Here is a 22,852-nt window from a genome sequence, read left to right as displayed (position 1 = left end):
AAATTTAAAATAGGAGGTGAAATGTTTATTGTATAAAGAATCAGATATAGAAATAAGAGATAGAATGCTTGAAAAGGTACCAAATGATTTAGATAAATCAGAGGGATCTTTTTTTTATGATATTCTTTCACCAGTTAGTCAAGAAATAGCTGAAATCAAGCTTCAATTAGATGAAATATTAAATAGAGTATTTATTAAAACAGCTGTGGAAAATGAATATGATAAAGAAATAGAGCTTAGAGCGTTAGAAAGTGGAGTATACAGAAAAAACGGGACGTATGCCACAGGAAAGGTAACTTTTAAGGGTATAGAAAATACTTTCATTCCAAAGGGAACCTTAGTGCAAACAGAGTCAGGATTGCAATTTGAAACTTTAGAAGATAAGACTATAGTGGGAAATAGTATAGATATTCCTATAAAAGCAATAGAAATAGGGGCAAGATATATAGTGCCTGGAGGAGTTATACGTGAGTTGCCTTCTTTAATTACAGGTGTACTTGAAGTTATAAACAAAGAAGCAACAGAGGGTGGAATGGACATAGAGAACAATGAAAACTTGTGTAATAGATATTTGGATAAAATACAAAAACCAATTACATCAGGTAATGCTAACCATTATAAACAGTGGGCATTAGAAGTAGATGGAGTTGGCGATGCAAAAGTATTTCCACTTTGGAATGGATTAGGAACAGTGAAAATTGTGATTGTAGATAGAAATAAAAGAAAACCTACAGAAATATTAAAGGAAAAAGTTAATAAATATATAGAGGAAAAAAGACCTATAGGATCTGAAGTAAAAGTAGAAGGTGCTTTAGAAAAGAAACTGAATATATCTGCAAAAATTAAATTGGCAGGTGGATTTAGTATAGCAAAAGTTAATAATGAATTCATAAAACTTGTAGATAAGTACTTTAAGGATGTAGCTTTTCAATTATCTTATATAAGTATAGCAAAAATAGGTAATATACTTTTAAATACTCCAGGTGTTATAGATTACAGTTCATTAACTATAAATAAGGATGTAATTAATATAGGATTAAAAAAAGAAGAAATACCATTATTAGAAAGTGTAGACTTGGGGGTGTAAAGTTTGTACCCACAAAATATAGATAGGTTTACAACTAAACTTAATAATTTAGATGGTAATACTTATGTCATTGAGGAAACAGTAAGTCTTGATAATGGGTTTTACGAAGGAGAGCTAAAACATGACAATATAAGTAGCTCAAGTATAAGGGTATATACAGGAACTAAACTTACAGGTGAAAAAGTTGAAAATTTTATTATATCCACTCCTTCAAAAATTCCTTGGAAAAAAATAATAAAAGTTTTTAGTAATAAACAAGTGTTATATATTACCTATGAAACCATAGGAGATACAGTAAAGGCAGAGGATATAAATGAATTACAAGATAGTGTAGTTAACACTCAAATAGAATTAGAAAGTTATAAAAGTGACGGTATTATTGATGGAGGTACTTTTAAATAATTTGGAGGTGATAAAATGGCTCAAACTATAAAAATAAAAAGAGGCAATAAATCTCAACTTAATAATGGTGTTTTAAAACAAGGTGAAATGGGGTTTTGTTTAGATACAAAGGAAGTTTATATTGGAGATGGGGAAAATAATATTTTTGTAGGGAAGGTTATGTCAGGTCCCTATTTAAGTCGTCCTAATGCTCAGGTAAAGGGCCGATTTTTTTATGTAACTTCAGGTGAAAATTTAGGTTATTTATATATAGATACAGGAATTACATGGAATAAAGTTAATTCATTGGCACTTAGTGATTTAAGAGGAAGTATTGATAATATAAAGGATGGATCAACTTTTGCTAAAGTAAAAAAATCAGATATAACCAATGGTCAGGTAAATAAAATCTCAGATGGATCTAAAACAACAACGGCATCAGAAATTAGAGATCATATAAATGATTTAAGTGAACACAGAGTTATTGAAGATGAGAAAGTATCTAATATAAATTTATGGTCATCCCAAAAGATTAATGCAGAAATATATAATGCTATAAGAGGTTTGGAGTGGCAAGATAGTGTAAAATCAAAGATTCTAAATTGTCCCCCTAATGCACCAGTTAAAGGTGAGAGATATTTAATTCCTACTTCATGCGAAGGAATATGGGGGGATAAAGAAAATAAAATAGCACATTATAATGGAGTTGCATGGGAATATTATGCACCAGACACAGGATGGAGTCTATATGTAGATAACGAAAAAAAGAATTATGTATTTAATGGAAGTACGTGGGTACGCAGTGGAGAAGCTAATCAGAATGTAAAGGCAGGTAACGGACTTTTGGGAGGAGGAAGAGCAGATGAAATTACCCTGGAAATAGGGCAGGGTAATGGAATAAAAGTTACCTCTTCAGCTATAGAGGCCAGAGCGTCAAAAGGTATAGAAATTGATTTAACAGGTATTAAAGCAAATATAGATTCTAAAAGTATTATTTTTGATAGTTCCGATGGGGATAAACTTACTGTATCTGAAGTAGACGGGGGAACCTTTTAGGTGGTGATAACATGAGCAGGAAAGTATTAATACAAATTAGAAGAGGACTAGAGAAGGATATAGTAACTTTAGCCGTTGGGGAGCTTGGTTATTGTGAAGATAGTAAAAAGTTATATATAGGGTCTAAAGGAGGGAATATATTATTAGCAGCAAATAAATCCTTTGGAGATATGTTAAAAACTGTTTATGATACTAACAATAATGGAAAAATTGATATGGCTGAGTTAGCTGATAAAGTACCTTGGGATGGAATAATAGGGAAACCAAATTCATTTCCACCTAGTGTACACAATCATGATATAAGTTATATTAAAAAAGCTCCCCTTACTTGGAATAATTTAAAGGGGGTGTAATAAGTGTATGGTTCTATAAAATATGGCAGGGAAAAGTATGGTAAAAAATTATTAACTAAAAAAGAAGTAGAATTATATAGACCTGATTTATTAACTTATTTACCTCAGTTTTTAAGAGATACAAAAGAATTTAAGGTGTTAGATAAAGTATTGGGAGATGAATTAGCTTTATTAAGTTTACAAATAGAAGATTTAGTTAAGCAGTGTTTTATAGATACTGCTACATGGGGTCTTACTTTATGGGAAAAAGAATATGCTGTGAAAACTGATATAAATAAGTCTTATGAAGAAAGAAGAGAAGTTCTTAAAGCTAAAAAACGTGGACATGGTACTGTAACCAGGAATTTGATAAAAGAGACTGCAGAAGCTTTTAGCGGTGGACAGGTAGAGGTTATAGAAGAGTTTAAAAGCTATTGTTTTATAGTGAAATTTATAGGAGTAAAAGGTATTCCCAAAAATTTAGCAGCTTTTAAAGATATGATTGATACTATTAAACCAGCACATCTTGCATATGATTTTAAGTATACTTATACCATTTGGGATTTCTTAACTGAAAAAGGAGTGAAATGGGATAACAACAGTTCTTGGAATGATTTTAAAATATATGAATAGAGGTGATTATAATGAAAACTACAAGTAATTTTGGGTTTAAAAAACCTGATGGAAATGATGTGGTTAACATTGAGGATCTTAATTATAATACGGACATAGTGGACAAGAAATTAAAAGAAATAGAAAGTAAAGCTTCTAATATAGAGGTACCAGTAAAATCTGTAAATGGAAAAACTGGTGCTGTTGCATTAAATGCTAATGATATTAGAACAAGTGGCAGCGGTAGTATACAGCAAGTTTTAGACTATTCTATGTCGCAATTGGAGCATATTAAGTCTGATGTAGAAAACATTGACTTAAGTGCAGAGAAGGTAAATTTAAATAGTTCAAATTTAAAAAGTAAAACTGTAAAAGAAGGTATGGAGGAACTTTTTACATTTGCCGATAACTACAAGAAATCTGTAGCTAATGTTGTCGGCAGTCCTGTTTTAGCTACAGATACAGCAAAGCAAGTTAAATCTAAAATACAGGGACTTAAAAATACTTTTGCTAGTAATTTAAGTAGTAAACAAGTAAGTGCTAATGGAACAGAAGGTTTAAATAGTTTAGTTGAAAAAGTGAATAGAATTAGTGTAGCTATACCGTTTAGAACGATAAAATATGGATTTAATAACAATTTTAAATATGGGGTGATTTGGTTTGTAAATAATGGAGATTTATTAATACACACAAATAATTCCAACAAGTATTGTACTTTATACAAAAGAAAAGGTGATTGTTACTATTATCTTAAGGAAATAAAAGCGGTTGATGCAGAGGATTGTATAAAAATAGATTATTACAATAAAAAATATTACATGCACCTAAATAGTGAAATATGGATTGATGACTTTAATGGAAATAATATAAAAATAATGAAAATGCCCTATCCAGTTAGAGGACAACGTTTAGTTCAAGTTTTTTTATATAATAATAAAATTTATACAATATGGGGGAAAGAATATTCTAACAATGACGACAACGGTGCCTCTATAGCTATTTATGATATTAATGGATTGTTATTAAAAACTATAGATATAAATAATAAAGTTCCAAACAACCATATCAAAGGTAGTTGGTTTTTTACTAATTATAATTTCTATAACTTAAACTTAGAGGATTGTGGTAGAGCATCAATAATAAGATATGATATGAATATGAATAAAATTGGTGAAGGTAAAACAGATTTTATATTTAAAACTAATACATTTTATATCGATGATAATCAAGATATAATAATTGGAATAAATATCGACGGGGACGTTTATGATGACGATGGCATACAACCAGTATGTGTACGAGGATTTTAGGAGGTTCGAAAATGTATATAAAAATAATAGATAATATTAAAGTGGTAGAAGGAAATATAACTAATTATATTTATGATAATTTAGATACAAACTTAGGTAGCTTTATTTTAAATAAAGATGAAACTTTATGTGTATGTAATTATAATGGAGTATTATCTGAATTAAATCAAAATACAGTAGAAATAACTAAAGAAGAATATGATGAGTTAATTAAACAATTTAATTCAGAGAGACAAACAGTTCAAGAAGAACCAAAAAATACAGATCCAATTTTACAAGAAACAGTATTAACTTTAATGACAAAAATAGCACAATTAGAAAAACAAGTAGGAGGTAAATAATATGTTTCAATTTTTAAAAGACATGAGACAAACTGGAAAGGTTACAAATGAAATGCTTGATTTGTACTTAGATGTATTCATAAATCAAGAGGAGTATGAAAAATTAAAAGGTATAAATCCATAATAGAAATATAATACGACATAACTAAATAATTTTTATAACACAAATCAAGGCTATAGGTATAGTCTTTTTATTTTATCTTTTTTACCTATGCTTTATTTTATATTCATAATTATGTAGTACAATTTGTTATATAGAATTTAAGTGTGGAGGAAAGTAAATGATTGATATTGTAATAAAAAGATTAAGTTCTAAAAATAATGTCCCTTATGAATTGCTTTTATTAGCTGATCCATCCATTGACTCCATTAAGGATTATATTAGTAGGGGTATTCTTCATGCTGCCTATGTTAATAATTCTATTGTAGGGATTTGTGTTTTAATAAAGACTCGTCCACTAACTTTTGAAATTGCAAATATTGCAATTGATGAGCTATATCAAGGTAAGGGAATAGGTAAAAATCTATTATTTGCTGTGGTGGATACGGCAATAAAAGAAGGGGCTAAAATTTTAGAGGTGGGTACAGGTAATTCTAGTATAGATCAATTGGGTTTTTATCAAAGGTGTGGATTTCGTTTTTCAAGTATTGAGAGGGATTTTTTTAAAACACATTATAAAAATAAAATAATAGAAAATGGAATAGAATGTGTTGATATGATTAGATTAAATATGTATTTATAAAAGAGTCTATTAATTATATTTTAGAGCATGTAAAAGTATCGGAGGGAATGTATGGACATAGATATACAGCAGGAAATTTTAGAGAGGATAGTAAGAATTGAAACTAAAATAGATGGATATAATAGCACAAGAGAAAAAGCAGATATGGCTTATACAAAAGCCTATGAAAATGAAAAAGATATAGCGGAAATGAAAGATAATTTAAAGTGGCTCTGGCGTACTATCGCTGGAGCTATTATTTTAGGTGCGATTGGAGCACTTATAACTTTTAAGTAGAAGGTGATTAAATGAAAATTGCTATAGATTTTGGTCATGGAACTGGAGAGGATAGAGGGGCTAATGGGTATAAAAATGAGGAGTTAACGGTCAGAGAATATGGCTCTTTGGTAGTAAAAGGATTAAAAAAGCTAGGACATTTGGTATATAATGTAACTCCTATGCAAAATGGAATGTCTTTAATTCAAAGTTTGGCATATAGAGTAAGTATGGCAAATTACTATAAGGTGGATTTATTTGTATCCTTACATTTAAATGCATTTAATGGAAAAGCATATGGTTGCGAGGTAGAATATATAAGTGATAAAGGTAAGGAGTATGCAAATAAAATTTGTGATGAAATAAGCAAATTAGGCTATAAAAATAGAGGAAGCAAATATAGACCGAATTTATATGTACTAAAAAATACTAATATGCCCGCAATACTTATAGAAAGTTTTTTTTGTGATAACAAAAGGGATTGTGAAAAATATAACAAGTATAAGCTTGCAGATGCAATTATAAAGGGAGTCACAGGGGAAAGTGTTGATTTACAAGAGGATAATACTAAGCAGAATATAGATATTCCTTCTATAAATCATAGTATTGAAAACAATTCTTACGTTGTATGGCAATCCTCTAATGGCTTGGGATATTTAGAAAGTATTCCACAGAAAGGAAGAGTTATAATTCATTTGGATAAATATAATTATATATCCTTACAAGATCATGAAAAAGAAGGAAATCATATAAGATTATACACAAGAACAAAAGGGTGGAAGGATTTAATTTAAGAGGTGAATATTAATGACTAATGTATGGTTAAATGAAATAATGGAAATTATTATAAAGGCAGTATTTTCAATACTAACATTAACTATAACTTATTTAGTAGCTAAGGGGATAGATTATATGAACAATAAAACACAAATTATTATAGAAAAAGTAGATATGGAAAAATATAATTTAACTTACAATATAGCCAAGGATATTTATTTTACAGTAGAACAACAGTTTAAATTTATTCCTGAATCAGCTTTAGAAAAAAGAAAGGTATTTGATAGTATGCTATTACAAAGGATACCTAATTTAAAACAAGAAGATTTAGATCATTTTAGGGAAGCTATCGTAGGAGAAATAAATAGTGAGATAAATAAATTGAAGATTATAAGTTAAATTGAAAACAGATTTCGCTAAATTTATATATTTCTTAATTAAAATAAAGGGAAGCTAGGGAGTATCATTTCCTAAGGCTTCCTTTAGTTTATCTAAGAATTAATATATATTTTTAGATTGCATATTTACTATAACGATTAAGTGAAAATAGAGTATTAATTAGAATTTTCATAATAAAGTATTTGATATTAGTTTATTTTATAATTTAAAAATAGAATTATTATACAAATATTGAGTTTTAGAAAAATTAAGTAAATATTAGTAAAACAAAGTAATATGAAGATATACAAAGAGTTTATACGTTTATGTAATGTTGCTTTTAAATTTAGTTAGTACTATAATAAAATAAAAGTTTTGAAAATTATTCTGTTTAAAATTACTAAAACGTTTAATTAAATGATAGGTGGGGGGATATGAAAATGGATAAAAAAATTAAAATTGGTGTTGTGGGTATGGGGAGAATTGGTAAACTGCATACTGAAAATATTATTAGAAATTTTAAAAATGTAGAAGTTAAAGCGGTATCAGATGTGTGTATAGAAAACGCAAAAGAATGGGCAAATAATTTAGGTATTAATAATGTATATGAGGATTACCAAAAAATACTTAATGATAAAGAAATAGATTCAGTTTTAATATGTTCATCTACTAATACCCATACTCAACTAATAATAGAGTCTGCCAGAGCTAAAAAAAATATTTTCTGTGAAAAACCTATAGGATACGATATAGAAGAAATAACTAAAGCATTGAAAGTGGTAAAAGAAACAGGAGTTAAGCTACAAATCGGATTTAATAGAAGATTTGACCATAATTTTAGTAAAGTACGTAATATTATAGAAGAAGGTGCAGTAGGACAACCACATATAATAAAAGTTACTTCAAGAGATCCAGAGGAACCACCAATAGAATATATAAAAGTCTCTGGTGGGATGTTGTTTGATATGACAATACATGATTTTGATATGGTAAGATACTTATCAGGAAGTGATGTAGAAGAAGTTTACACAACTGGAGCTGTACTTGTTAATGAAGACATTGGAAAGGTAGGAGATATAGATACTGCTATAGTAACCTTAAAATTAAAAGATGGGTCTATAGCTGTTATTGACAATAGTAGAAAAGCGGTCTATGGATATGATCAAAGAGTAGAGGTTTTTGGGTCTGAAGGTTCTGTACAAGTTTCAAACGATACAGACAGCTCAGCTATTATTAGTAATAAAAATGGTGTTATATCAGAAAAACCAAAGTTTTTTTTCTTAGAAAGATATAAAGACTCATTTATTAAAGAATTGGAGGATTTTTTTAATGCTGTTTCAAATGACGGCAAAGTTCCAGTGGATGGTTTAGATGGGCTTCAATCAGTATTAATTGCTAAGGCAGCAACTAAATCACTTAAAGAAGGAAAACCAATTAAAATACTTTAAAATAAGGGTTAATTGATTATGAAAAAGTTAAGAAGCTTATTTATTTTAAGGATGAAACATATATGTGAATAATAAGTAAGTATTTATAGGTTAACTATAGAGAAATAGAACAGAGAAAGTCAGATCTCTGTTCTATTTTATTTATTATTTAAATTATTAAAGATTAATTATTTATTTTTACCCTGGTAGTGTATGTTTCTAAAGGCTCATAGTATTCACTAGGATCACAGATTAGTAATTTTCCTTCAGAAATTGTAGGGCTTACTTTTCTACTAAAGGTATATTCTCCATTTTTAAATGTAAGTGAAAATATATTTAAATTCCATATAAAATCATTTAAGGATTCATTTTTATCTAAAATGCATATTTTATTTATTAAAATAGGGGAATAGCTTCCTTCTGTTTTAAAGCTAAATTCAAGTTTATCACCTTTTACTGAAAATTTAGTAATAATAATACTTCCCAATTTCTTTGTGGTTATTTTTATAGGAGTTTTTATATCCTTTATTGGGACAGAATATCTTGTCTTATAATCTTTTGGATACAGAAAAGTTTCTGTATGTTTTTTAAATAACTTTATATCAATATATTTACATGTGTTAATTTCTTCAGGAATAAATTCAGTATGTGCAAAAGATTTTTTTCCTTTAGAACTAAATTTTTGTTCAACGGTTTTTAACAAGGTACCATTTTCATTTGTAATTAAAAAATTATAATAATTAAAGAAAGTATTATCCTCTTTTTTGTTAGTAAAAATATTTTTAAATCCAGTTTTTTTGACTTCCATATTAAGTGTTGAGCTTATAGGGGTTAGGTAAAGATTTTTTACAGTAAATTTATCATCATTTATTTTCTGACTATTATTTATAAATATATCTTTACAATTATCTTTAAAATTATTTTGATTTACAATAATGTCAAATTTAAAATTTAACTTTAATGATCCTATCTGAGAAAAAATTGATGAAAATCTAAATTTTTTAGGAATAGAACGTGGAGGATCTAAATTAATTTCTTCTTTTAAAATATAGGATTTATCATTAATTTTAACAAAACTATTACTTGAACTATTCCAAGATGGGCTATCATTAATCATCCATCTATGTCCATTTAATACGTCAGGACCTTTACCCATACTATCTAAAGGGAGAGGAGTATTTCCTTCAATTAAATAGCCAACATATATTTTATAACCATCACAAGCAACTTCCTTTAAAGTAATAGTTATACCATTTACCTTAATTGATTTATTAACCTGATTTGAATAGTTTTTTAAATCCTTACTATTTACCCCAAAATCATAATCCCAATCATTTCTAAACTGGAATATAGATTTTCCATTTAATATATTATTAATAATAGGGATATTTTTTGCTAAAGTAGGTATAGAAAAGGCTGTAATTGTTATTAAACTTAATACAATACATGCTGCAGTTATATATTTTTTTATAGTCTTTTTCTTTATAGCTGACTTTTCTGGTAAAGAAGCTAAAGTATCTTCTATGCTATTATGAAATACCAGAGGGACTTTTATAGCATCATCAGTATATTTGTGGAATTCATTTTTCAATATATTATCTACTAAGTCTTTTTTCATAATATGTATCCTCCTTGTTTATTTTTAATCTACTTAAAATTTTAAGTCTAGCTCTAGATAATCTAGACTTAACTGTGCCCTCGGGAATTTTCAAAAGTTTACTAATTTTTTTAATAGAAAAATCATCAAAATAATAAAGATGTATTATATATCTTAAACTTTCATCTAGAAAATTTATTGCTTCTTTTAGTTCAATAATTTCATAATCTTTACAAGTTGAAGATGGTTCATTTACTACGCTTAGTGGTAGAATTTTTTTGTTATTTTTTAATATCTTATAAGAATTATTTATAAGACTTTTAGTAAACCAAGCTTTAAAATATTCAGCTTTTTTTAGTGAAGATATATTTTTATAGCAGTTTAAAATAGTATCTTGTATAGCATCTGCACAATCTTCATCTTTATCTAAAATGGATTTTGATACTTTATAAAAGTATTTTTCGTAATTACGTATTACTTTTATAAACGAGTTTTTATCACCCATTTTAGCATGTTTAATTTCTTCTAATATGTCCATATTAAACCTCCCTAATTTCTTTGTTCACTTATATAGATATAGATTTTACTTGTTTGGTTCATTAAAAATAATACTTAATATTTTTGTTTAAAAGATAAAAAAATGAATCTAAAGATTTTAAAAGATATAATATTAAAATAAAAAAAGAACAATAACTTAAATAGGTTATTGCCCTTAAAAACTTTTTTAGTATCTGATAAATTTTATAATTGGCTAACTATAAAACCAGATAAACAGAAGAGAAGACTTATTGTTATCTCTTTTATCTTGCAAGTTTTTCACTTTAAAAACAAATAGACTTTTTATAATATCTTTTTTACACTTAAAATAGATTAATAGTAAAAAAATAAGGCTATTATAGTAATATTCATTTTTTATAAAGATGTCTTAAGTTTACTTAATAAAAATTTACTTATATTATTTAAAATAAAATTGTTTATAGGTTACCCATTTTCTATCTTCCCATTTTAATATAGATATATTATCAAAATAACTATGAAAATTTGCAGTATAGTTGTTAACATACTCCCATATTGGATAAAATTTATTATCTTTTAAACCACTTACTAAAGTACAATGAAATATCTTATTATTACTTTCACCTTCATGATTTTTCCAAGTTAACCAAGATATTTTTTTAAGTTCTTTAATAAAGCTATCATGAATATCTAAAGCTTTATCACATAAAGATACCTTCATAAAAACTACATCTGATCTAAAGTGATTAAAACCATTTACTAAGATTTTTTCTTTATATTTATCTAACATAAATTTTTCTAATATTAATTCTATTTGGTTTATTTTGTCAGTTTCAAAAGGAGCTTTTATGGTAAAGTGAGCAGGAAGTTTCTGTCTTTTAACTTTAAAATTAAGACAAATGTCTTCCACTAAACTGTTATGGAATTTAAGTATTTCACCTTTAAGCAAACAAACTATAACATATCTATCCAAAAAAAAATCACTCCTTAAAATCATACTGAATTTAAAAAAATTAAATATATCTTAATATTTTTATAACAAATTTAAATATGTAAATTTTTATATATTTAAAAATATTTTACTATATAAATAAGAGAGGTTTCAACCTATAAATAAATTAAGTAGATTTTTGTTTAGAAACTATGATATTATTATTTTATATCAACATTAAAATAGGAGGAGTTTTCATGGCAGATATTTAGTATACCTATTTAAAAAAGCCTTTTAAATAAGGTTTTTTGTGATATTTAAATTTTGGAGGTGTACTAAATTGAATATTTATAGAAAAAATCTAACTATAATGTGTGGTATAACATTTTTAACAGGACTTATTTTTTATGGTTCCATAGCTACTATTATTAGGCAGCATAGGGGCTTAAGTATATATGAGATTTTTATATTGGAATCAATTTTTACTATAGCAATGCTATTATTTGAAATTCCTTGGGGATATTTTGCAGATAAATTTGGATATAAGAAAACTTTAATTACATCATATATTTTATTTCTATTATCGAAAATAATTTTTTATAAGGCTTATGGGTTTTATTTATTTTTACTTGAGGCAATAATATCTTCTATGGCTTTAGCTGGAATATCTGGGCGTGATTCTGCACTAATATATTTATCTATAGGGGATAAATACTCAGAAAAAGCGTTTAGTAAATATAATGCTTCCAATGTGGCAGGCTTCTTTATTGCTTCTTTATTATCAACTTATATCATAAGAATATCTTTAGATGCTACAATTTTTTATACAATACTATCTTATACATTAGCACTAGTATTAGTCTTTTTTATAGAAGATGTAGATTATGATAAAAAAGATGTTAGTATAAGAAATAGTTTTTACACATTGATAAGCAATAAGAATATAGTTCCTTTTATTGTGTCCATGGCATTAATAAGTGAGGCTACACATTCTATATGTATATTTTTAAATTAATGGTAGGCATAAATATAAAAAATTTCGGATTTTTGACTGCTTTAATGCAAATAATATGCTTAATATCTGTAAGAGCATATGTTATAAGTGAAAAATTAGGAAAGAAAAGAAGCTTTATTATTCTAATAGTTAGCATAACTGTTAGTTGTTTTTTATTAGCTTATGTTACGTCTAAGATCATATGTATATTTTTAATTGTTTTAATTGAAGCTTCTTTTGCTATTTGTCAACCTTTAAGTTTGGATGTACAAAATAAATCCATTTTCACAAAGGATAGAGCTACTATTTTATCTATGTATGCTATGATAACAGATATAATATCTTCAATGACATATGCTATAGTGGGAAAAACTGCTACTATATCTTTAAAATATAGTTTTATATTATGCGGTTTGCTAAGTTTACTTTCATTATTATTTGTGGTTATATATTTTCATAGTATAAATAAAAATATTAATATAAAGAAAGCTTTAATAAAGTAAATTTGAAAGTATTAACTTTTTATAAAAGAACTAAAATACGGAGGGAAAATTAATTGATTAAATTAGGAGATTTTAATGAACTAAAAATAGCTAGAAAGGGTGCTCCAGGATACTTTTTAGATGTACAAACAGGAAATACTAGCGATGACATATTGCTTCCATATGGGAATTGCTTAGATAAAGAACTAGAAGAAGGTCAAATTGTAAATGCATTTATATATAGAGACTCAAAGGATAGACTTATTGCTACGTTAAAAGAGCCTTTAGCTAAAGTTTCTGATATAGCTTATTTAAAAGTATTGTCTAATACTAGAATAGGAGCTTTTTTAGATATTGGGCTTGAAAGAGATTTATTTGTTCCACTAAAAGAGCAAAGATATACTCTTGTGGAAGGAGCAAAATACTTATTTTATGTGTATGTAGATAAAACTAATAGGCTAGCTGCAACTACTAATATAGAACCTGAACTTGAAATCAGTGAAGAATATAAGGTTTCAGATGAAGTAAATGCCATTGTATATGATTTTTATAGAAGCGAAAATGTAGCTTTAGCTGTAGATGGTAAATATAAAGCTATAATGCTTAAAAATGAATATTTTACACAAGTTAATATAGGTGATATTTTAAAATTAAATGTAAAAAAAATATATGAAGATGGTACACTAGGACTTACACCAAGAGCCAAAGCATCAGAAGAAAGAAGTAAACTTCAAGATGAAATTTTAAAATATTTAAATACAAACAATGATTTTATGCCATTTAATGATAAATCCTCTCCTGAGGATATTAAAGAAGTTTTTCATGAAAGTAAGAATTATTTTAAAAGAGCTTTAGGTGGACTGATGAAAAAGGGATTAATAAAGCAAGATGACGAGGGAACAAGATTGATTAGAAAGTAAATGAAATGGAGTATTAAAACATGTTAGACAAAAATATTGAAATGATGAAGAAAATTATAGAGCAAAAAAAGATGAAAAGTTCGCAACAAGGGTCTAATAAAAGAGCCATAAAATCTATAGGCGGGTGCAGAAAGGCTAATAGAAGTAATAAAAAAACAGGTGGATTGTTTGACAAATAAAATTAATTAGATTTAAAAGGGGCTGCCTAAAAATAATTTAAAAGTTATTTAAGGCAGCTCTTTTGTAGTTGTTTATAAAATTATACATAAGTATAATAAGTATTTATATTAATAGTTTAGCATATATTTTTTTATATTTAAGAGCAATTTTAAAATATTAATGAAATAAGTTTATTATAGTGAGCTAACACATATTTTTTAAAATTTCCATTGAATTATTTGCTAATTATAATAAATTTTGTTATAAAATATGTTATAATGTAAAAGTATAAGTAAAAATGTATAAAAAATAACAAAATAAGATTAGGAAGGTAAAGAATATGAAGAAATCACTGATTAAAACAATTATAGTTGGAGTAATTTTAGTAACTAATGTAGCAACTGTATCTGCAGCTAATATACAAGAAAGGGTAAGACTTGGAGGAAGAGATAGAGTTGAAACTGCAATAGAGGTTTCTAAAGAATTTGAAAAAGACAATAAAGTGGAAACTGTACTATTATGCTCAAATAGAGCTTGGGCGGATGCTATGGCTGCAGCACCTTTGGCTGCATATAAAAATGCCCCAATTTTACTTTTAGATGCAATGAAATTTGATTGGAGAACAAAGGCAAGACTAAAAGAAATGAAAGACCTCAAACATATAATAATAGTTGGAGGGGGTGGAATAATATCACCTAGTTTAGAGTATAAAATACAGGATTTGCGATATAAAGTTACTCGTATTGGTGGTAAAGACAGATATGAGACCAATAGAAAAATAATGGAGTATATACCTAAAGAAAAGTACGGGTATAGACCTAAGATAGTTAATGGTAATGATTATAATCAAGCATTAGCTTGTGCAGTAGATACTATAGTATATGACTCTACAGGTAAAAATCCATTGGGTGATAATGAATATGTAAATCCTATGTTTTTAGTGGATTCAGATTATGCAACTAATTCCACTTTTGAAGACATTTCTGATAAGTTAAGTGAATCACGTAAGTTTTGGGAAAGTAAGGGACAGGATTCATATTCTGTTTATTTAGATAAATTTTTTATTAATAGAGTAAAAAATAACCGAGGTATTGAAGGTATAAATCTATTAGAGAAAACTTTAAATGGTAAAGTAAAACCATTGTCAAACGGTTATGGTGAAAAAGATCCTTATAAAGTTAATGGTATAGTTAACAGAGAAATTAAGGATATTATTGTAGGTTCAAATAAAAATGAAGTTTATAATAAAGAAAAAAGCTGTGTTATTGTAAATGGAGACACTTTTGCTGATAGTTTATCTGTGTCTGCATTAGCAGCTAAGAAATCTATACCTATAGTATTTGTTAATAGAGATATGAGAAAGGCTGGATATGAGGATGCCTCTGAAATAGAAAAGGTATATAAAGATACATATAAGGATGTTTTAAAAGTGTATTATGTAGGGGGAAAGGAAGTTTGTCCCGATGGAAGAGAAAATATATTAAATGGAATAGATAAATAGAAGCAACATGAGAAGAAAGATAATACTTTCTTCTCATGTTTTATTTATATTGTTTTTAAATTGATGAAAAATATCTTTTTATTACAGGTGAAATTTTAAAGTAAAGGTACGTATCTAAAACTTTCTTGTTAATAATAAATCTTATAGCCATTTTAATTTGAATTTTATATATTATAGAAATAATGTATAATTTTTATAAAAAATAAAGTTAGCCTACTAATTATATTCAATATGATATAAACATAATTTTAAATTTTCAAATTGTAAACGTATAATTAAAAACTAGTAAAATCCTGTAAAATCAATGTTAAAAATTAAATTATTAACATTTTGAAAAGTATATTGACCGAAAAAAAACTTAGTGGTAATATAAAAATACTTAGTCAACTAATCAATGGAGGGAAGAGATGAGCTGTTGTGAACGTGATTCATTATATTTTGTATTTGGGGATGTAATAAGACTACATTATCATAGTATTCAAAAACTACTTGATAAGTTAGGACTTTATCCAGGGCAACCACCTGTATTATTTATATTAAATAAAAAAGATGGGCAGAGTCAAAAAGAATTGGCAACTAAAATGAATATAAAGCCTGCCACTGCTACAGTAATGTTGAAGAGAATGGAAAAATCAGGTTTTATAAAGAGAATACAGGATGAACAAGATCAACGTGTAATAAGAGTGTATATTACGGATAAAGGAAGGGAAACTATCAAAGAAGTTAAAAAGGTTATAGAAAATATTGATAATGTTTGTTTTAATAATTTTACCTTAGAGGAGAAGCTTCTTCTTCGTAGATTTTTTATGCAAATAAAAGATAATCTATTGAAAGATTCTAGTGATTGTAAAGAGACAAAGTAATATAATTTAAAAGGAATGGAGTTGAAAATATGATTAAGTTGTTCAAGCATTTAAAAAAATATTCCACATTACTAGTTGTTATAGCTTTATTAGCTTTTGGGCAAGTTATGGCAGATTTGTATTTGCCTAATTTGATGTCAAGAATAGTTGATACAGGAATTATAAAAGGAGATGTAAATTATATTTTAAAAATAGGGGGATATATGTTACTTGTAGCACTAGCAGGTAGTATTTGTGCTATATTATTAAGTTTAGTGTCCTCTAAAGTTGCAGTAGGGTTTTCAAAGGACTTGCGTGAAAAAGTGTTTACTCACGTAGAGGGCTTTTCTCTTAATGAATTTGATAAACTTGGAACAGCGTCTCTTATTACAAGAACTACTAATGATATTAATCAGGTTCAGCAGGTAATGGTTATGATTTTTAGAATAGCTGTAGTTGCACCAATTATGTGTATTGGAGGCTTGTTTATGGCATTATCAAAGGATGTGCCTTTATCTTCAGCCTTTTTAATAACTATTCCCGTATTGCTAATAATTATTAGTATCGTAGGATTTAAAGCCCTTCCACTATTTAAAAGTATACAAATTAAGATAGATAAATTAAATAGAGTAGTTAGAGAAGGACTTACAGGAATTAGGGTAGTTCGTGCTTTCAATCGTACAAAGTATGAAGAACAACGTTTTGATGAATCAAGTAAAGATTTAATGGAGACATCTATAAAGGTTAATAAATTAATGGCTACACTTATGCCAATTATTATGCTTATTTTTAATTTTATGTCTGTTGGAATAATATGGTTTGGAGCTAAGAGGATAGACTTGAATGCTATGGAAGTTGGAGACTTAATGGCATTTTTACAATATGCTATACAGGTAATGATGTCTGTAGTTATGGTTTCAGTTATATTTATTTTGATACCTCGTGCATCAGCTTCAGCAGAAAGAATAAATGAAGTTTTAGAAACACAACCTGTAATAAATGATGAAAAAAATACTAAGAAAGCAAATGATAAGAAAGGATATTTAGAATTTAAAAATGTTAACTTTAGATATCCAGGAGCAGAAGAGCCAGTATTAAGTGATATTTCCTTTGTTACTAGGCCAGGAGAAACAACTGCAATTATAGGAAGTACTGGTGCTGGAAAATCTGCATTAATAAATCTTATACCGCGTTTTTATGATATAGAAAAGGGAAATATTCTTATAAATGGAGTGGATATAAGAGAATTAAGTCAAGAAGATTTAAGAAAAAAGATAAGTTTAGTTCCACAAAAGGCAGTACTTTTCTCTGGAACTGTAGCAGAAAACATAAGATATGGAAAAGAAGGGGCTACAGATGAGGAAGTAGTACATGCAGCAAAAATAGCACAAGCTCATGAGTTTATTTCTAAAATGAAAAATGGTTATGATTCTGTAATAGCTCAGGGAGGAAATAATGTATCAGGAGGACAAAAACAACGTTTATCCATTGCTAGAGCAATAGTTAAAAAGCCAGAAGTGTATATTTTTGATGATAGTTTTTCTGCTCTTGATTTTAAAACCGATGCTAAGCTAAGGGCCGCATTAAAAGATGAAACTAAAGAATCTACTGTTATTATAGTAGCTCAAAGAGTAAGTACAGTAATGGATGCAGATAGAATAATAGTTTTAGACGAAGGAAAAATAGCTGGTATTGGAACTCATAAAGAACTTTTACAATGTTCAAAGGTGTATAAGGAGATAGTTTCATCACAGCTTTCAGAGGAGGAGATAGCATGAGTGGAGGACACAGAGGTCCAGGAGCGGGAGCAATGCCTGGAAGTAAAGCAAAAGATTTTAAAGGGTCATTTAAAAGATTGTTAAAATATATATCACCATATAAATCACAACTTTTTATAGTTTTAGTTACAGCTATTTTGAGTACAGCTTTTAGTATTGCAAGTCCTAAGATAATGGGTAATGCTGTTTCAAAGATTTTTGAAGGATTAGTAATGAAGTTTAAAGGTGTTCCAGGAGCTAGTATAGATTTTGATTATATAGGTAAAATAGTTTTAATTTTAATAGTATTATACATTGTAAGTGCTGCTTTTAGCTATATACAACAATATGTAATGGCAGGAGTTTCTCAAAGAACAGTATATGATATGCGTAAGGAATTAGAAAATAAACTTTCACGTATGCCACTTAAATATTTTGATTCAAATCCACACGGAGACACGTTAAGTAGATTTACAAATGATATGGATAATATAAGCACAACTTTGCAGCAAAGTTTAACACAATTAATAACATCTATTGTAACTATTATAGGTATACTTATTATGATGCTTACAATAAGTCCATTAATGACTCTTATTGCTCTTGTAGTATTACCTGTTGCTATGTTTGTTATAAGACCTATTTTAAAGAAATCTCAAACATATTTTTCAGATCAACAAAAATATTTGGGAACCTTAAATGGTCATATTGAAGAAATGTATACAGGACATAATGTTGTAAAAGCATTTGGATATGAAGAAAAATCTATCAATAGATTTAAAAAAGTAAATAATGATCTTTATAATTCAGGATGGAAGGCACAGTTTATTTCTGGATTAATAATGCCACTTATGAGTTTTATAAATAATATAGGATATGTGGCTGTATGTGTTACAGGTGGGTATTTAGCTACAAAAGGAAGTATTAAAGTAGGAGATATTCAAGCATTTATTCAATATATGAGACAGTTTTCACAACCTATAAATCAGACTGCAAATATTGCAAATATTATACAATCAACCGTTGCCTCAGCGGAGCGTGTATTTGAAGTTTTGGATGAAGAGGAAATAATACCTGACGATAAAGATGCTAAGGTTATAGAAAAGCCATTGGGAGAAGTTAAGTTTGAAAATGTTAATTTTGGATATAAAGAAGGAACAAATCTTATAGAAGATATGAACATTGATGTTAAAAAAGGTCAAACTATTGCTATTGTAGGACCTACAGGAGCTGGTAAAACTACTATAGTAAATCTTTTAATGAGATTTTATGAAATTAACAATGGTAGGATAACTATTGATGGCGTAGATATAAGGAATTTGAAAAGAGAAAATCTACGAAATATGTTTGGAATGGTACTTCAGGATACTTGGTCATTTAATGGAACTATAAAAGAAAATATAGGATATGGAAGAGAAGGAGCTACAGAAGAAGAAATAATAATGGCAGCTAAAACTGCTCATGCAGATCATTTTATAAGAACTCTTCCAGATGGATATGACACAATACTTAACGAAGAAGCCTCTAATATATCACAAGGTCAGAAGCAGCTTCTAACTATTGCGAGGGCAATACTTGCAGATCCATCAATTCTTATTTTAGATGAAGCTACAAGTAGTATAGATACAAGAACAGAGGTTTATATACAAAAGGCAATGAGTAACTTAATGAAGGGTAGAACAAGTTTTGTTATCGCTCATAGATTATCCACTATTAAGGATGCAGATTTAATACTTGTTATGAATCAAGGAAAAGTTATAGAACAGGGAAATCATGAAGAGCTTCTTAAAAAAGGCGGATTTTATGCAGATCTTTATAACAGTCAATTTACAAGTAAAGCATCTTAAAAAGTTAGGACATATGTCCTAGCTTTTTCTTTGTTAAAAGTAAATTTTAAATATTTTATATTTAAAATAATATTTATTATTAAAATAAATAATCAATTTTATGGTGTAACTTCATAATATAAACTATATCAATTATGAAAGGAGCTAAATTAATATGAAGTTAGAAGAAATAAAAAAACCTTATGAAACGGTGATAAGCCTAGGATCTTATTATGAAGTTGCACATCAATTAGATAGATACAATTTAAGGAAGTTTACAGGACCAATAGATTGGTTAGTATTAGAAAACATTTATAATCTTAATAGGACACTAAAAAATGGTTTTAGCGATCTTATGAGAATTAATAATTTAAAGATTGAAGCTAAAAAAAATGGATATTATACAGTTAGAGATATATATTATAATTGTCTTTCAGTTCACGACTTTCCTATAAATGATTATGATAAAGATTGGTATAGTATGTATGATCAATTTAGTAAAAGATTTAAAACAAGAATCGATAATTTTTTCTATCATATACAAAATAGCAGCTCTATTTTATTTATTAGATTGGGAGTTGAGTATAAGGGTATAAAAGAGTTAACAAGTATATTAAATAAATATGTAGAAGGGGAATATAATATACTGGCATTAAATTATTTAAATGATAAAATAATTTTGCCACATAACAAAAAGGTCAGAGAAAAAGATTGGAATCTAAAAAATGTTTGCTATGCTGAAGTACCTAATACTAAGGGGAAATGGGAAGGAGACAATGAGGCTTGGAACTATCTATTAGAGGGAATATCATTAGATAGATAAAAGCTAATTTTAGTAAAAAATTAGGTAACCAAGGAAATATAGTTAGTTTAAATTAATTATTAAATATAATAGAAAATGTGAAAGGATTTTCTATAAAATATTATTTAGGAATTTAAAAGTTATTTTATTAATTTAAAGGGGCTAAAGGGAAGAATTAAAATTGTTTTGAGCTTTAGCCTCTTTATTATATATTAATATGATTTACATAAAGGATTTATGATTATTGATTTACTATATAGCGTAGTATATACTTATTTAAAGTAATAAAGAAAAGATAATTAAAAGGGATGGTCAAATATGTCAGAGGAATTAGATAAATTGATTAAAGAACGTAGAAATAATAATAAAAAAAAGAAAAATCAAATTCCTTATGCAATTGTTTTAATAGTTTTATTAATAATATTAGCCTATAAATTATTAAATTTAGACTATAATTATGCTGTAAGTTTAATAATAGGTACAGCTATAGGATTAGTCTTAAGATATTCTAGATTTTGTTTTGTTGGTGCAGTAAGAGATCCATTTACTGGAGGAAACACTAAGTTATTAAGAGGTGTACTTATGGCAATGATAGTAAGTACTATTGGTTTTTTTGTAATTCAAAACAATTATTTAAAGACCCATCCTATAAGATATGAGTTTATACCTGGAACAGTGAGTCCCGTTGGTTTACATATAATGATAGGAGCATTTATGTTTGGCATAGGAATGGTTATAGCAGGGGGATGTGCTTCAGGTGTACTTATGAGAATGGGAGAAGGACATCTACTCCAATGGATAATTCTTTTGGGATTTTTAATTGGAACTGTCCTTGGAGCTAAAGATTACCCCTTTTGGTATAAGCATATTATTGCTCAGGCAAACACCGTTTATTTTCCTGAATACATAAATTTTAATATTGTAGTAGTACTACAATTGATTGTATTGATAATACTATATATATTGGCATTAAAATATGAGAAAAGAAAAAAGTGAAGTATTAATTATGAATTTAGTAATGGAGGCAGTAAAAATGGAAGTTAGAGAATTAGATTGTTTATATGAAGAATGTCCAATTCCACTGCTAAAGGCAATGAAGGAATTAAAGACAATGAAAGCTGGGGATGTTTTAGTAGTACATTCTGATCATAGTTGTGTGGGGATTAGTATAGAGGAATGGGCAAAGGAAAAAAAATATGCAGTAAGGATAGTTGAAATCTATAATGGAGAATGGGAAATTTATATAGAGAAGCCAAAGAAAAAATAGGAGAGATACTATGAAAAATATTTCTAATTGGTTGAAAAGACCCTGGCCTTATTGGGTAGGAGGAATTTTATTAGGATTTATAAATGTAATTTTATTAGCAGTCAGTGGAATAACCTGGCAAATTACTAGTGGATTTTTATTATGGGGAGTTGGAATTTTAGAATGGATTGGAGTACAACCTCTAAAATGGCAATATTTCAAGTATTTTAATTATTATTATAACCCTATAATAGAGAAGCAACATATATTTTTTAATCAATATACAATTTTAAATATAGGGGTTATATTGGGATCTTTAATAGCTACATTATTAGCTTCCCAATTTAAACTAAAAAATATTAAAAATAAAAAGCAATGTTTTATGGCACTAATAGGTGGTATTTTAATGGGATATGGCACAAGACTTGCTTTTGGGTGTAATATAGGTGCTTTTTTTAGTGGAATTCCTTCTTTTTCTTTACATGCATGGGTATTTGAAATTTTTGTTATTTTGGGAGCTTGGGTAGCATGGAAAATAGTATTAAAAGTATTTATATAAAAAGGAGAATAACTCCTTTTT

The 22,852-nt window shown here is 27.5% G+C and carries 28 protein-coding genes; 25 read left to right on the top strand and 3 right to left on the bottom strand.

Features of this window, described 5'->3' with window-relative positions; genetic code table 11:
- Window positions 1-28 precede the first annotated feature (28 nt).
- The 13 genes from EJL03_RS12470 to iolG all read left to right on the top strand — a co-directional run bounded on the left by EJL03_RS12470 (window position 29) and on the right by iolG (window position 8,720).
- Window positions 29-1,087: a baseplate J/gp47 family protein gene (locus tag EJL03_RS12470; RefSeq protein WP_243108715.1), complete on the top strand. Its 1,059-nt coding sequence runs from the start codon at window positions 29-31 to the stop codon at window positions 1,085-1,087.
- 3 nt (window positions 1,088-1,090) lie between these two features.
- On the top strand, window positions 1,091-1,489 hold the full coding sequence (locus tag EJL03_RS12465; protein WP_125154299.1) for a phosphoglucomutase: 399 nt from the start codon (window positions 1,091-1,093) through the stop codon (window positions 1,487-1,489).
- 15 nt (window positions 1,490-1,504) lie between these two features.
- Window positions 1,505-2,524, top strand: a complete 1,020-nt coding sequence (locus EJL03_RS12460) for a DUF2793 domain-containing protein (protein ID WP_125154298.1) — start codon at window positions 1,505-1,507, stop codon at window positions 2,522-2,524.
- 11 nt (window positions 2,525-2,535) lie between these two features.
- Window positions 2,536-2,877, top strand: a complete 342-nt coding sequence (locus EJL03_RS12455) for a hyaluronate lyase N-terminal domain-containing protein (protein ID WP_125154297.1) — start codon at window positions 2,536-2,538, stop codon at window positions 2,875-2,877.
- 3 nt (window positions 2,878-2,880) lie between these two features.
- Window positions 2,881-3,489, top strand: coding sequence for a YmfQ family protein (locus EJL03_RS12450; RefSeq protein ID WP_125154296.1), 609 nt, complete (start codon window positions 2,881-2,883; stop codon window positions 3,487-3,489).
- An 11-nt stretch (window positions 3,490-3,500) separates the two neighbouring features.
- Window positions 3,501-4,778, top strand: coding sequence for a hypothetical protein (locus EJL03_RS12445; protein ID WP_125154295.1), 1,278 nt, complete (start codon window positions 3,501-3,503; stop codon window positions 4,776-4,778).
- 11 nt (window positions 4,779-4,789) lie between these two features.
- Window positions 4,790-5,119: a hypothetical protein gene (locus EJL03_RS12440; RefSeq protein ID WP_125154294.1), complete on the top strand. Its 330-nt coding sequence runs from the start codon at window positions 4,790-4,792 to the stop codon at window positions 5,117-5,119.
- Between the two features lies 1 nt (window position 5,120).
- Window positions 5,121-5,243 carry a hypothetical protein gene (locus EJL03_RS16630; RefSeq protein WP_279222081.1) on the top strand — a complete coding sequence of 41 codons (123 nt, stop codon included), beginning with the start codon at window positions 5,121-5,123 and terminating at the stop codon, window positions 5,241-5,243.
- A gap of 157 nt (window positions 5,244-5,400) precedes the next feature.
- Window positions 5,401-5,862 (top strand): GNAT family N-acetyltransferase, encoded by a 462-nt coding sequence (locus EJL03_RS12435; protein WP_125154293.1) that lies wholly within the window; start codon window positions 5,401-5,403, stop codon window positions 5,860-5,862.
- 51 nt (window positions 5,863-5,913) lie between these two features.
- Window positions 5,914-6,138: a hemolysin XhlA family protein gene (locus EJL03_RS12430; RefSeq protein ID WP_125154292.1), complete on the top strand. Its 225-nt coding sequence runs from the start codon at window positions 5,914-5,916 to the stop codon at window positions 6,136-6,138.
- 11 nt (window positions 6,139-6,149) lie between these two features.
- The gene (locus EJL03_RS12425) at window positions 6,150-6,911 is read left to right on the top strand and encodes an N-acetylmuramoyl-L-alanine amidase (RefSeq protein ID WP_125154291.1); all 762 of its coding nucleotides are present in this window, start codon (window positions 6,150-6,152) and stop codon (window positions 6,909-6,911) included.
- Between the two features lie 13 nt (window positions 6,912-6,924).
- A complete protein-coding gene (locus EJL03_RS12420) occupies window positions 6,925-7,293 on the top strand; it encodes a hypothetical protein (protein ID WP_125154290.1) in 369 nt (122 codons plus the stop codon).
- Window positions 7,294-7,712: 419 nt separating this feature from the next.
- On the top strand, window positions 7,713-8,720 hold the full coding sequence (gene iolG, locus EJL03_RS12415) for an inositol 2-dehydrogenase (protein ID WP_125154289.1): 1,008 nt from the start codon (window positions 7,713-7,715) through the stop codon (window positions 8,718-8,720).
- A gap of 163 nt (window positions 8,721-8,883) precedes the next feature.
- Here the strand turns inward: iolG and EJL03_RS12410 are convergent, their stop codons facing one another.
- From EJL03_RS12410 to EJL03_RS12400, 3 genes are all read right to left on the bottom strand, one after another.
- Complete coding sequence (locus tag EJL03_RS12410) at window positions 8,884-10,317, bottom strand: DUF4179 domain-containing protein (protein WP_125154288.1); 1,434 nt, start codon at window positions 10,315-10,317, stop codon at window positions 8,884-8,886.
- Window positions 10,295-10,834: a sigma-70 family RNA polymerase sigma factor gene (locus tag EJL03_RS12405; protein WP_125154287.1), complete on the bottom strand. Its 540-nt coding sequence runs from the start codon at window positions 10,832-10,834 to the stop codon at window positions 10,295-10,297. The genes EJL03_RS12410 and EJL03_RS12405 overlap by 23 nt, the downstream gene beginning before the upstream one ends.
- A 417-nt stretch (window positions 10,835-11,251) precedes the next feature.
- The gene (locus EJL03_RS12400; protein ID WP_125154286.1) at window positions 11,252-11,785 is read right to left on the bottom strand and encodes a 2'-5' RNA ligase family protein; all 534 of its coding nucleotides are present in this window, start codon (window positions 11,783-11,785) and stop codon (window positions 11,252-11,254) included.
- A 298-nt stretch (window positions 11,786-12,083) separates the two neighbouring features.
- Here EJL03_RS12400 and EJL03_RS12395 point away from each other — a divergent pair, with 298 nt between their 5' ends.
- From EJL03_RS12395 to EJL03_RS12345, 12 genes are all read left to right on the top strand, one after another.
- A complete protein-coding gene (locus EJL03_RS12395; protein WP_125154285.1) occupies window positions 12,084-12,758 on the top strand; it encodes an MFS transporter in 675 nt (224 codons plus the stop codon).
- Window positions 12,740-13,240 carry a hypothetical protein gene (locus tag EJL03_RS12390; RefSeq protein WP_125154284.1) on the top strand — a complete coding sequence of 167 codons (501 nt, stop codon included), beginning with the start codon at window positions 12,740-12,742 and terminating at the stop codon, window positions 13,238-13,240. Before EJL03_RS12395 ends, EJL03_RS12390 begins: the two co-directional genes overlap by 19 nt.
- Before the next feature lie 53 nt (window positions 13,241-13,293).
- On the top strand, window positions 13,294-14,139 hold the full coding sequence (locus tag EJL03_RS12385) for a CvfB family protein (RefSeq protein ID WP_125154283.1): 846 nt from the start codon (window positions 13,294-13,296) through the stop codon (window positions 14,137-14,139).
- Window positions 14,140-14,159: 20 nt separating this feature from the next.
- Window positions 14,160-14,318, top strand: a complete 159-nt coding sequence (locus tag EJL03_RS16105) for a hypothetical protein (protein ID WP_164509074.1) — start codon at window positions 14,160-14,162, stop codon at window positions 14,316-14,318.
- Between the two features lie 320 nt (window positions 14,319-14,638).
- Window positions 14,639-15,799: a cell wall-binding repeat-containing protein gene (locus EJL03_RS12380; protein WP_125154282.1), complete on the top strand. Its 1,161-nt coding sequence runs from the start codon at window positions 14,639-14,641 to the stop codon at window positions 15,797-15,799.
- A 407-nt stretch (window positions 15,800-16,206) separates the two neighbouring features.
- Entirely contained in the window at window positions 16,207-16,662 is a 456-nt protein-coding gene (locus EJL03_RS12375; RefSeq protein WP_125154281.1) for a MarR family winged helix-turn-helix transcriptional regulator, read from the top strand.
- A 29-nt stretch (window positions 16,663-16,691) separates the two neighbouring features.
- The gene (locus EJL03_RS12370; RefSeq protein ID WP_125154280.1) at window positions 16,692-18,419 is read left to right on the top strand and encodes an ABC transporter ATP-binding protein; all 1,728 of its coding nucleotides are present in this window, start codon (window positions 16,692-16,694) and stop codon (window positions 18,417-18,419) included.
- The gene (locus tag EJL03_RS12365; protein WP_125154279.1) at window positions 18,416-20,245 is read left to right on the top strand and encodes an ABC transporter ATP-binding protein; all 1,830 of its coding nucleotides are present in this window, start codon (window positions 18,416-18,418) and stop codon (window positions 20,243-20,245) included. The genes EJL03_RS12370 and EJL03_RS12365 overlap by 4 nt, the downstream gene beginning before the upstream one ends.
- Before the next feature lie 154 nt (window positions 20,246-20,399).
- Window positions 20,400-21,047, top strand: a complete 648-nt coding sequence (locus tag EJL03_RS12360; RefSeq protein ID WP_125154278.1) for a DUF1796 family putative cysteine peptidase — start codon at window positions 20,400-20,402, stop codon at window positions 21,045-21,047.
- Window positions 21,048-21,344: 297 nt separating this feature from the next.
- Entirely contained in the window at window positions 21,345-22,022 is a 678-nt protein-coding gene (locus EJL03_RS12355) for a YeeE/YedE thiosulfate transporter family protein (RefSeq protein ID WP_125154277.1), read from the top strand.
- Window positions 22,023-22,032: 10 nt separating this feature from the next.
- Window positions 22,033-22,293, top strand: a complete 261-nt coding sequence (locus EJL03_RS12350; RefSeq protein ID WP_479723558.1) for a sulfurtransferase TusA family protein — start codon at window positions 22,033-22,035, stop codon at window positions 22,291-22,293.
- 10 nt (window positions 22,294-22,303) lie between these two features.
- Entirely contained in the window at window positions 22,304-22,831 is a 528-nt protein-coding gene (locus EJL03_RS12345; RefSeq protein WP_125154276.1) for a YeeE/YedE thiosulfate transporter family protein, read from the top strand.
- Window positions 22,832-22,852: the final 21 nt, after the last annotated feature.

The sequence above is a fragment of the Clostridium rectalis genome (assembly GCF_900626095.1).
GTDB classification, from domain to species: domain Bacteria; phylum Bacillota; class Clostridia; order Clostridiales; family Clostridiaceae; genus Clostridium_AS; species Clostridium_AS rectalis.
Note: the sequence above shows the minus strand (reverse complement) of the source record. Positions and strands in the feature narration are given on the sequence as shown.

What these genes read in the sequence shown, in the direction of transcription:
- EJL03_RS12460 (WP_125154298.1), top strand. Translation starts at nt 1,505, where the DNA reads ATGGCTCAAACTATAAAAATAAAAAGAGGCAATAAATCTCAACTTAAT.
- EJL03_RS12455 (WP_125154297.1), top strand. Translation starts at nt 2,536, where the DNA reads ATGAGCAGGAAAGTATTAATACAAATTAGAAGAGGACTAGAGAAGGAT.
- EJL03_RS12445 (WP_125154295.1), top strand. Translation starts at nt 3,501, where the DNA reads ATGAAAACTACAAGTAATTTTGGGTTTAAAAAACCTGATGGAAATGAT.
- EJL03_RS12440 (WP_125154294.1), top strand. Translation starts at nt 4,790, where the DNA reads ATGTATATAAAAATAATAGATAATATTAAAGTGGTAGAAGGAAATATA.
- EJL03_RS16630 (WP_279222081.1), top strand. Translation starts at nt 5,121, where the DNA reads ATGTTTCAATTTTTAAAAGACATGAGACAAACTGGAAAGGTTACAAAT.
- EJL03_RS12435 (WP_125154293.1), top strand. Translation starts at nt 5,401, where the DNA reads ATGATTGATATTGTAATAAAAAGATTAAGTTCTAAAAATAATGTCCCT.
- EJL03_RS12430 (WP_125154292.1), top strand. Translation starts at nt 5,914, where the DNA reads ATGGACATAGATATACAGCAGGAAATTTTAGAGAGGATAGTAAGAATT.
- EJL03_RS12425 (WP_125154291.1), top strand. Translation starts at nt 6,150, where the DNA reads ATGAAAATTGCTATAGATTTTGGTCATGGAACTGGAGAGGATAGAGGG.
- EJL03_RS12420 (WP_125154290.1), top strand. Translation starts at nt 6,925, where the DNA reads ATGACTAATGTATGGTTAAATGAAATAATGGAAATTATTATAAAGGCA.
- iolG (WP_125154289.1), top strand. Translation starts at nt 7,713, where the DNA reads ATGGATAAAAAAATTAAAATTGGTGTTGTGGGTATGGGGAGAATTGGT.
- EJL03_RS12410 (WP_125154288.1), bottom strand. Translation starts at nt 10,317, where the DNA reads ATGAAAAAAGACTTAGTAGATAATATATTGAAAAATGAATTCCACAAA.
- EJL03_RS12405 (WP_125154287.1), bottom strand. Translation starts at nt 10,834, where the DNA reads ATGGACATATTAGAAGAAATTAAACATGCTAAAATGGGTGATAAAAAC.
- EJL03_RS12390 (WP_125154284.1), top strand. Translation starts at nt 12,740, where the DNA reads ATGTATATTTTTAAATTAATGGTAGGCATAAATATAAAAAATTTCGGA.
- EJL03_RS16105 (WP_164509074.1), top strand. Translation starts at nt 14,160, where the DNA reads ATGTTAGACAAAAATATTGAAATGATGAAGAAAATTATAGAGCAAAAA.
- EJL03_RS12380 (WP_125154282.1), top strand. Translation starts at nt 14,639, where the DNA reads ATGAAGAAATCACTGATTAAAACAATTATAGTTGGAGTAATTTTAGTA.
- EJL03_RS12375 (WP_125154281.1), top strand. Translation starts at nt 16,207, where the DNA reads ATGAGCTGTTGTGAACGTGATTCATTATATTTTGTATTTGGGGATGTA.
- EJL03_RS12370 (WP_125154280.1), top strand. Translation starts at nt 16,692, where the DNA reads ATGATTAAGTTGTTCAAGCATTTAAAAAAATATTCCACATTACTAGTT.
- EJL03_RS12365 (WP_125154279.1), top strand. Translation starts at nt 18,416, where the DNA reads ATGAGTGGAGGACACAGAGGTCCAGGAGCGGGAGCAATGCCTGGAAGT.
- EJL03_RS12360 (WP_125154278.1), top strand. Translation starts at nt 20,400, where the DNA reads ATGAAGTTAGAAGAAATAAAAAAACCTTATGAAACGGTGATAAGCCTA.
- EJL03_RS12355 (WP_125154277.1), top strand. Translation starts at nt 21,345, where the DNA reads ATGTCAGAGGAATTAGATAAATTGATTAAAGAACGTAGAAATAATAAT.
- EJL03_RS12350 (WP_479723558.1), top strand. Translation starts at nt 22,033, where the DNA reads ATGAATTTAGTAATGGAGGCAGTAAAAATGGAAGTTAGAGAATTAGAT.
- EJL03_RS12345 (WP_125154276.1), top strand. Translation starts at nt 22,304, where the DNA reads ATGAAAAATATTTCTAATTGGTTGAAAAGACCCTGGCCTTATTGGGTA.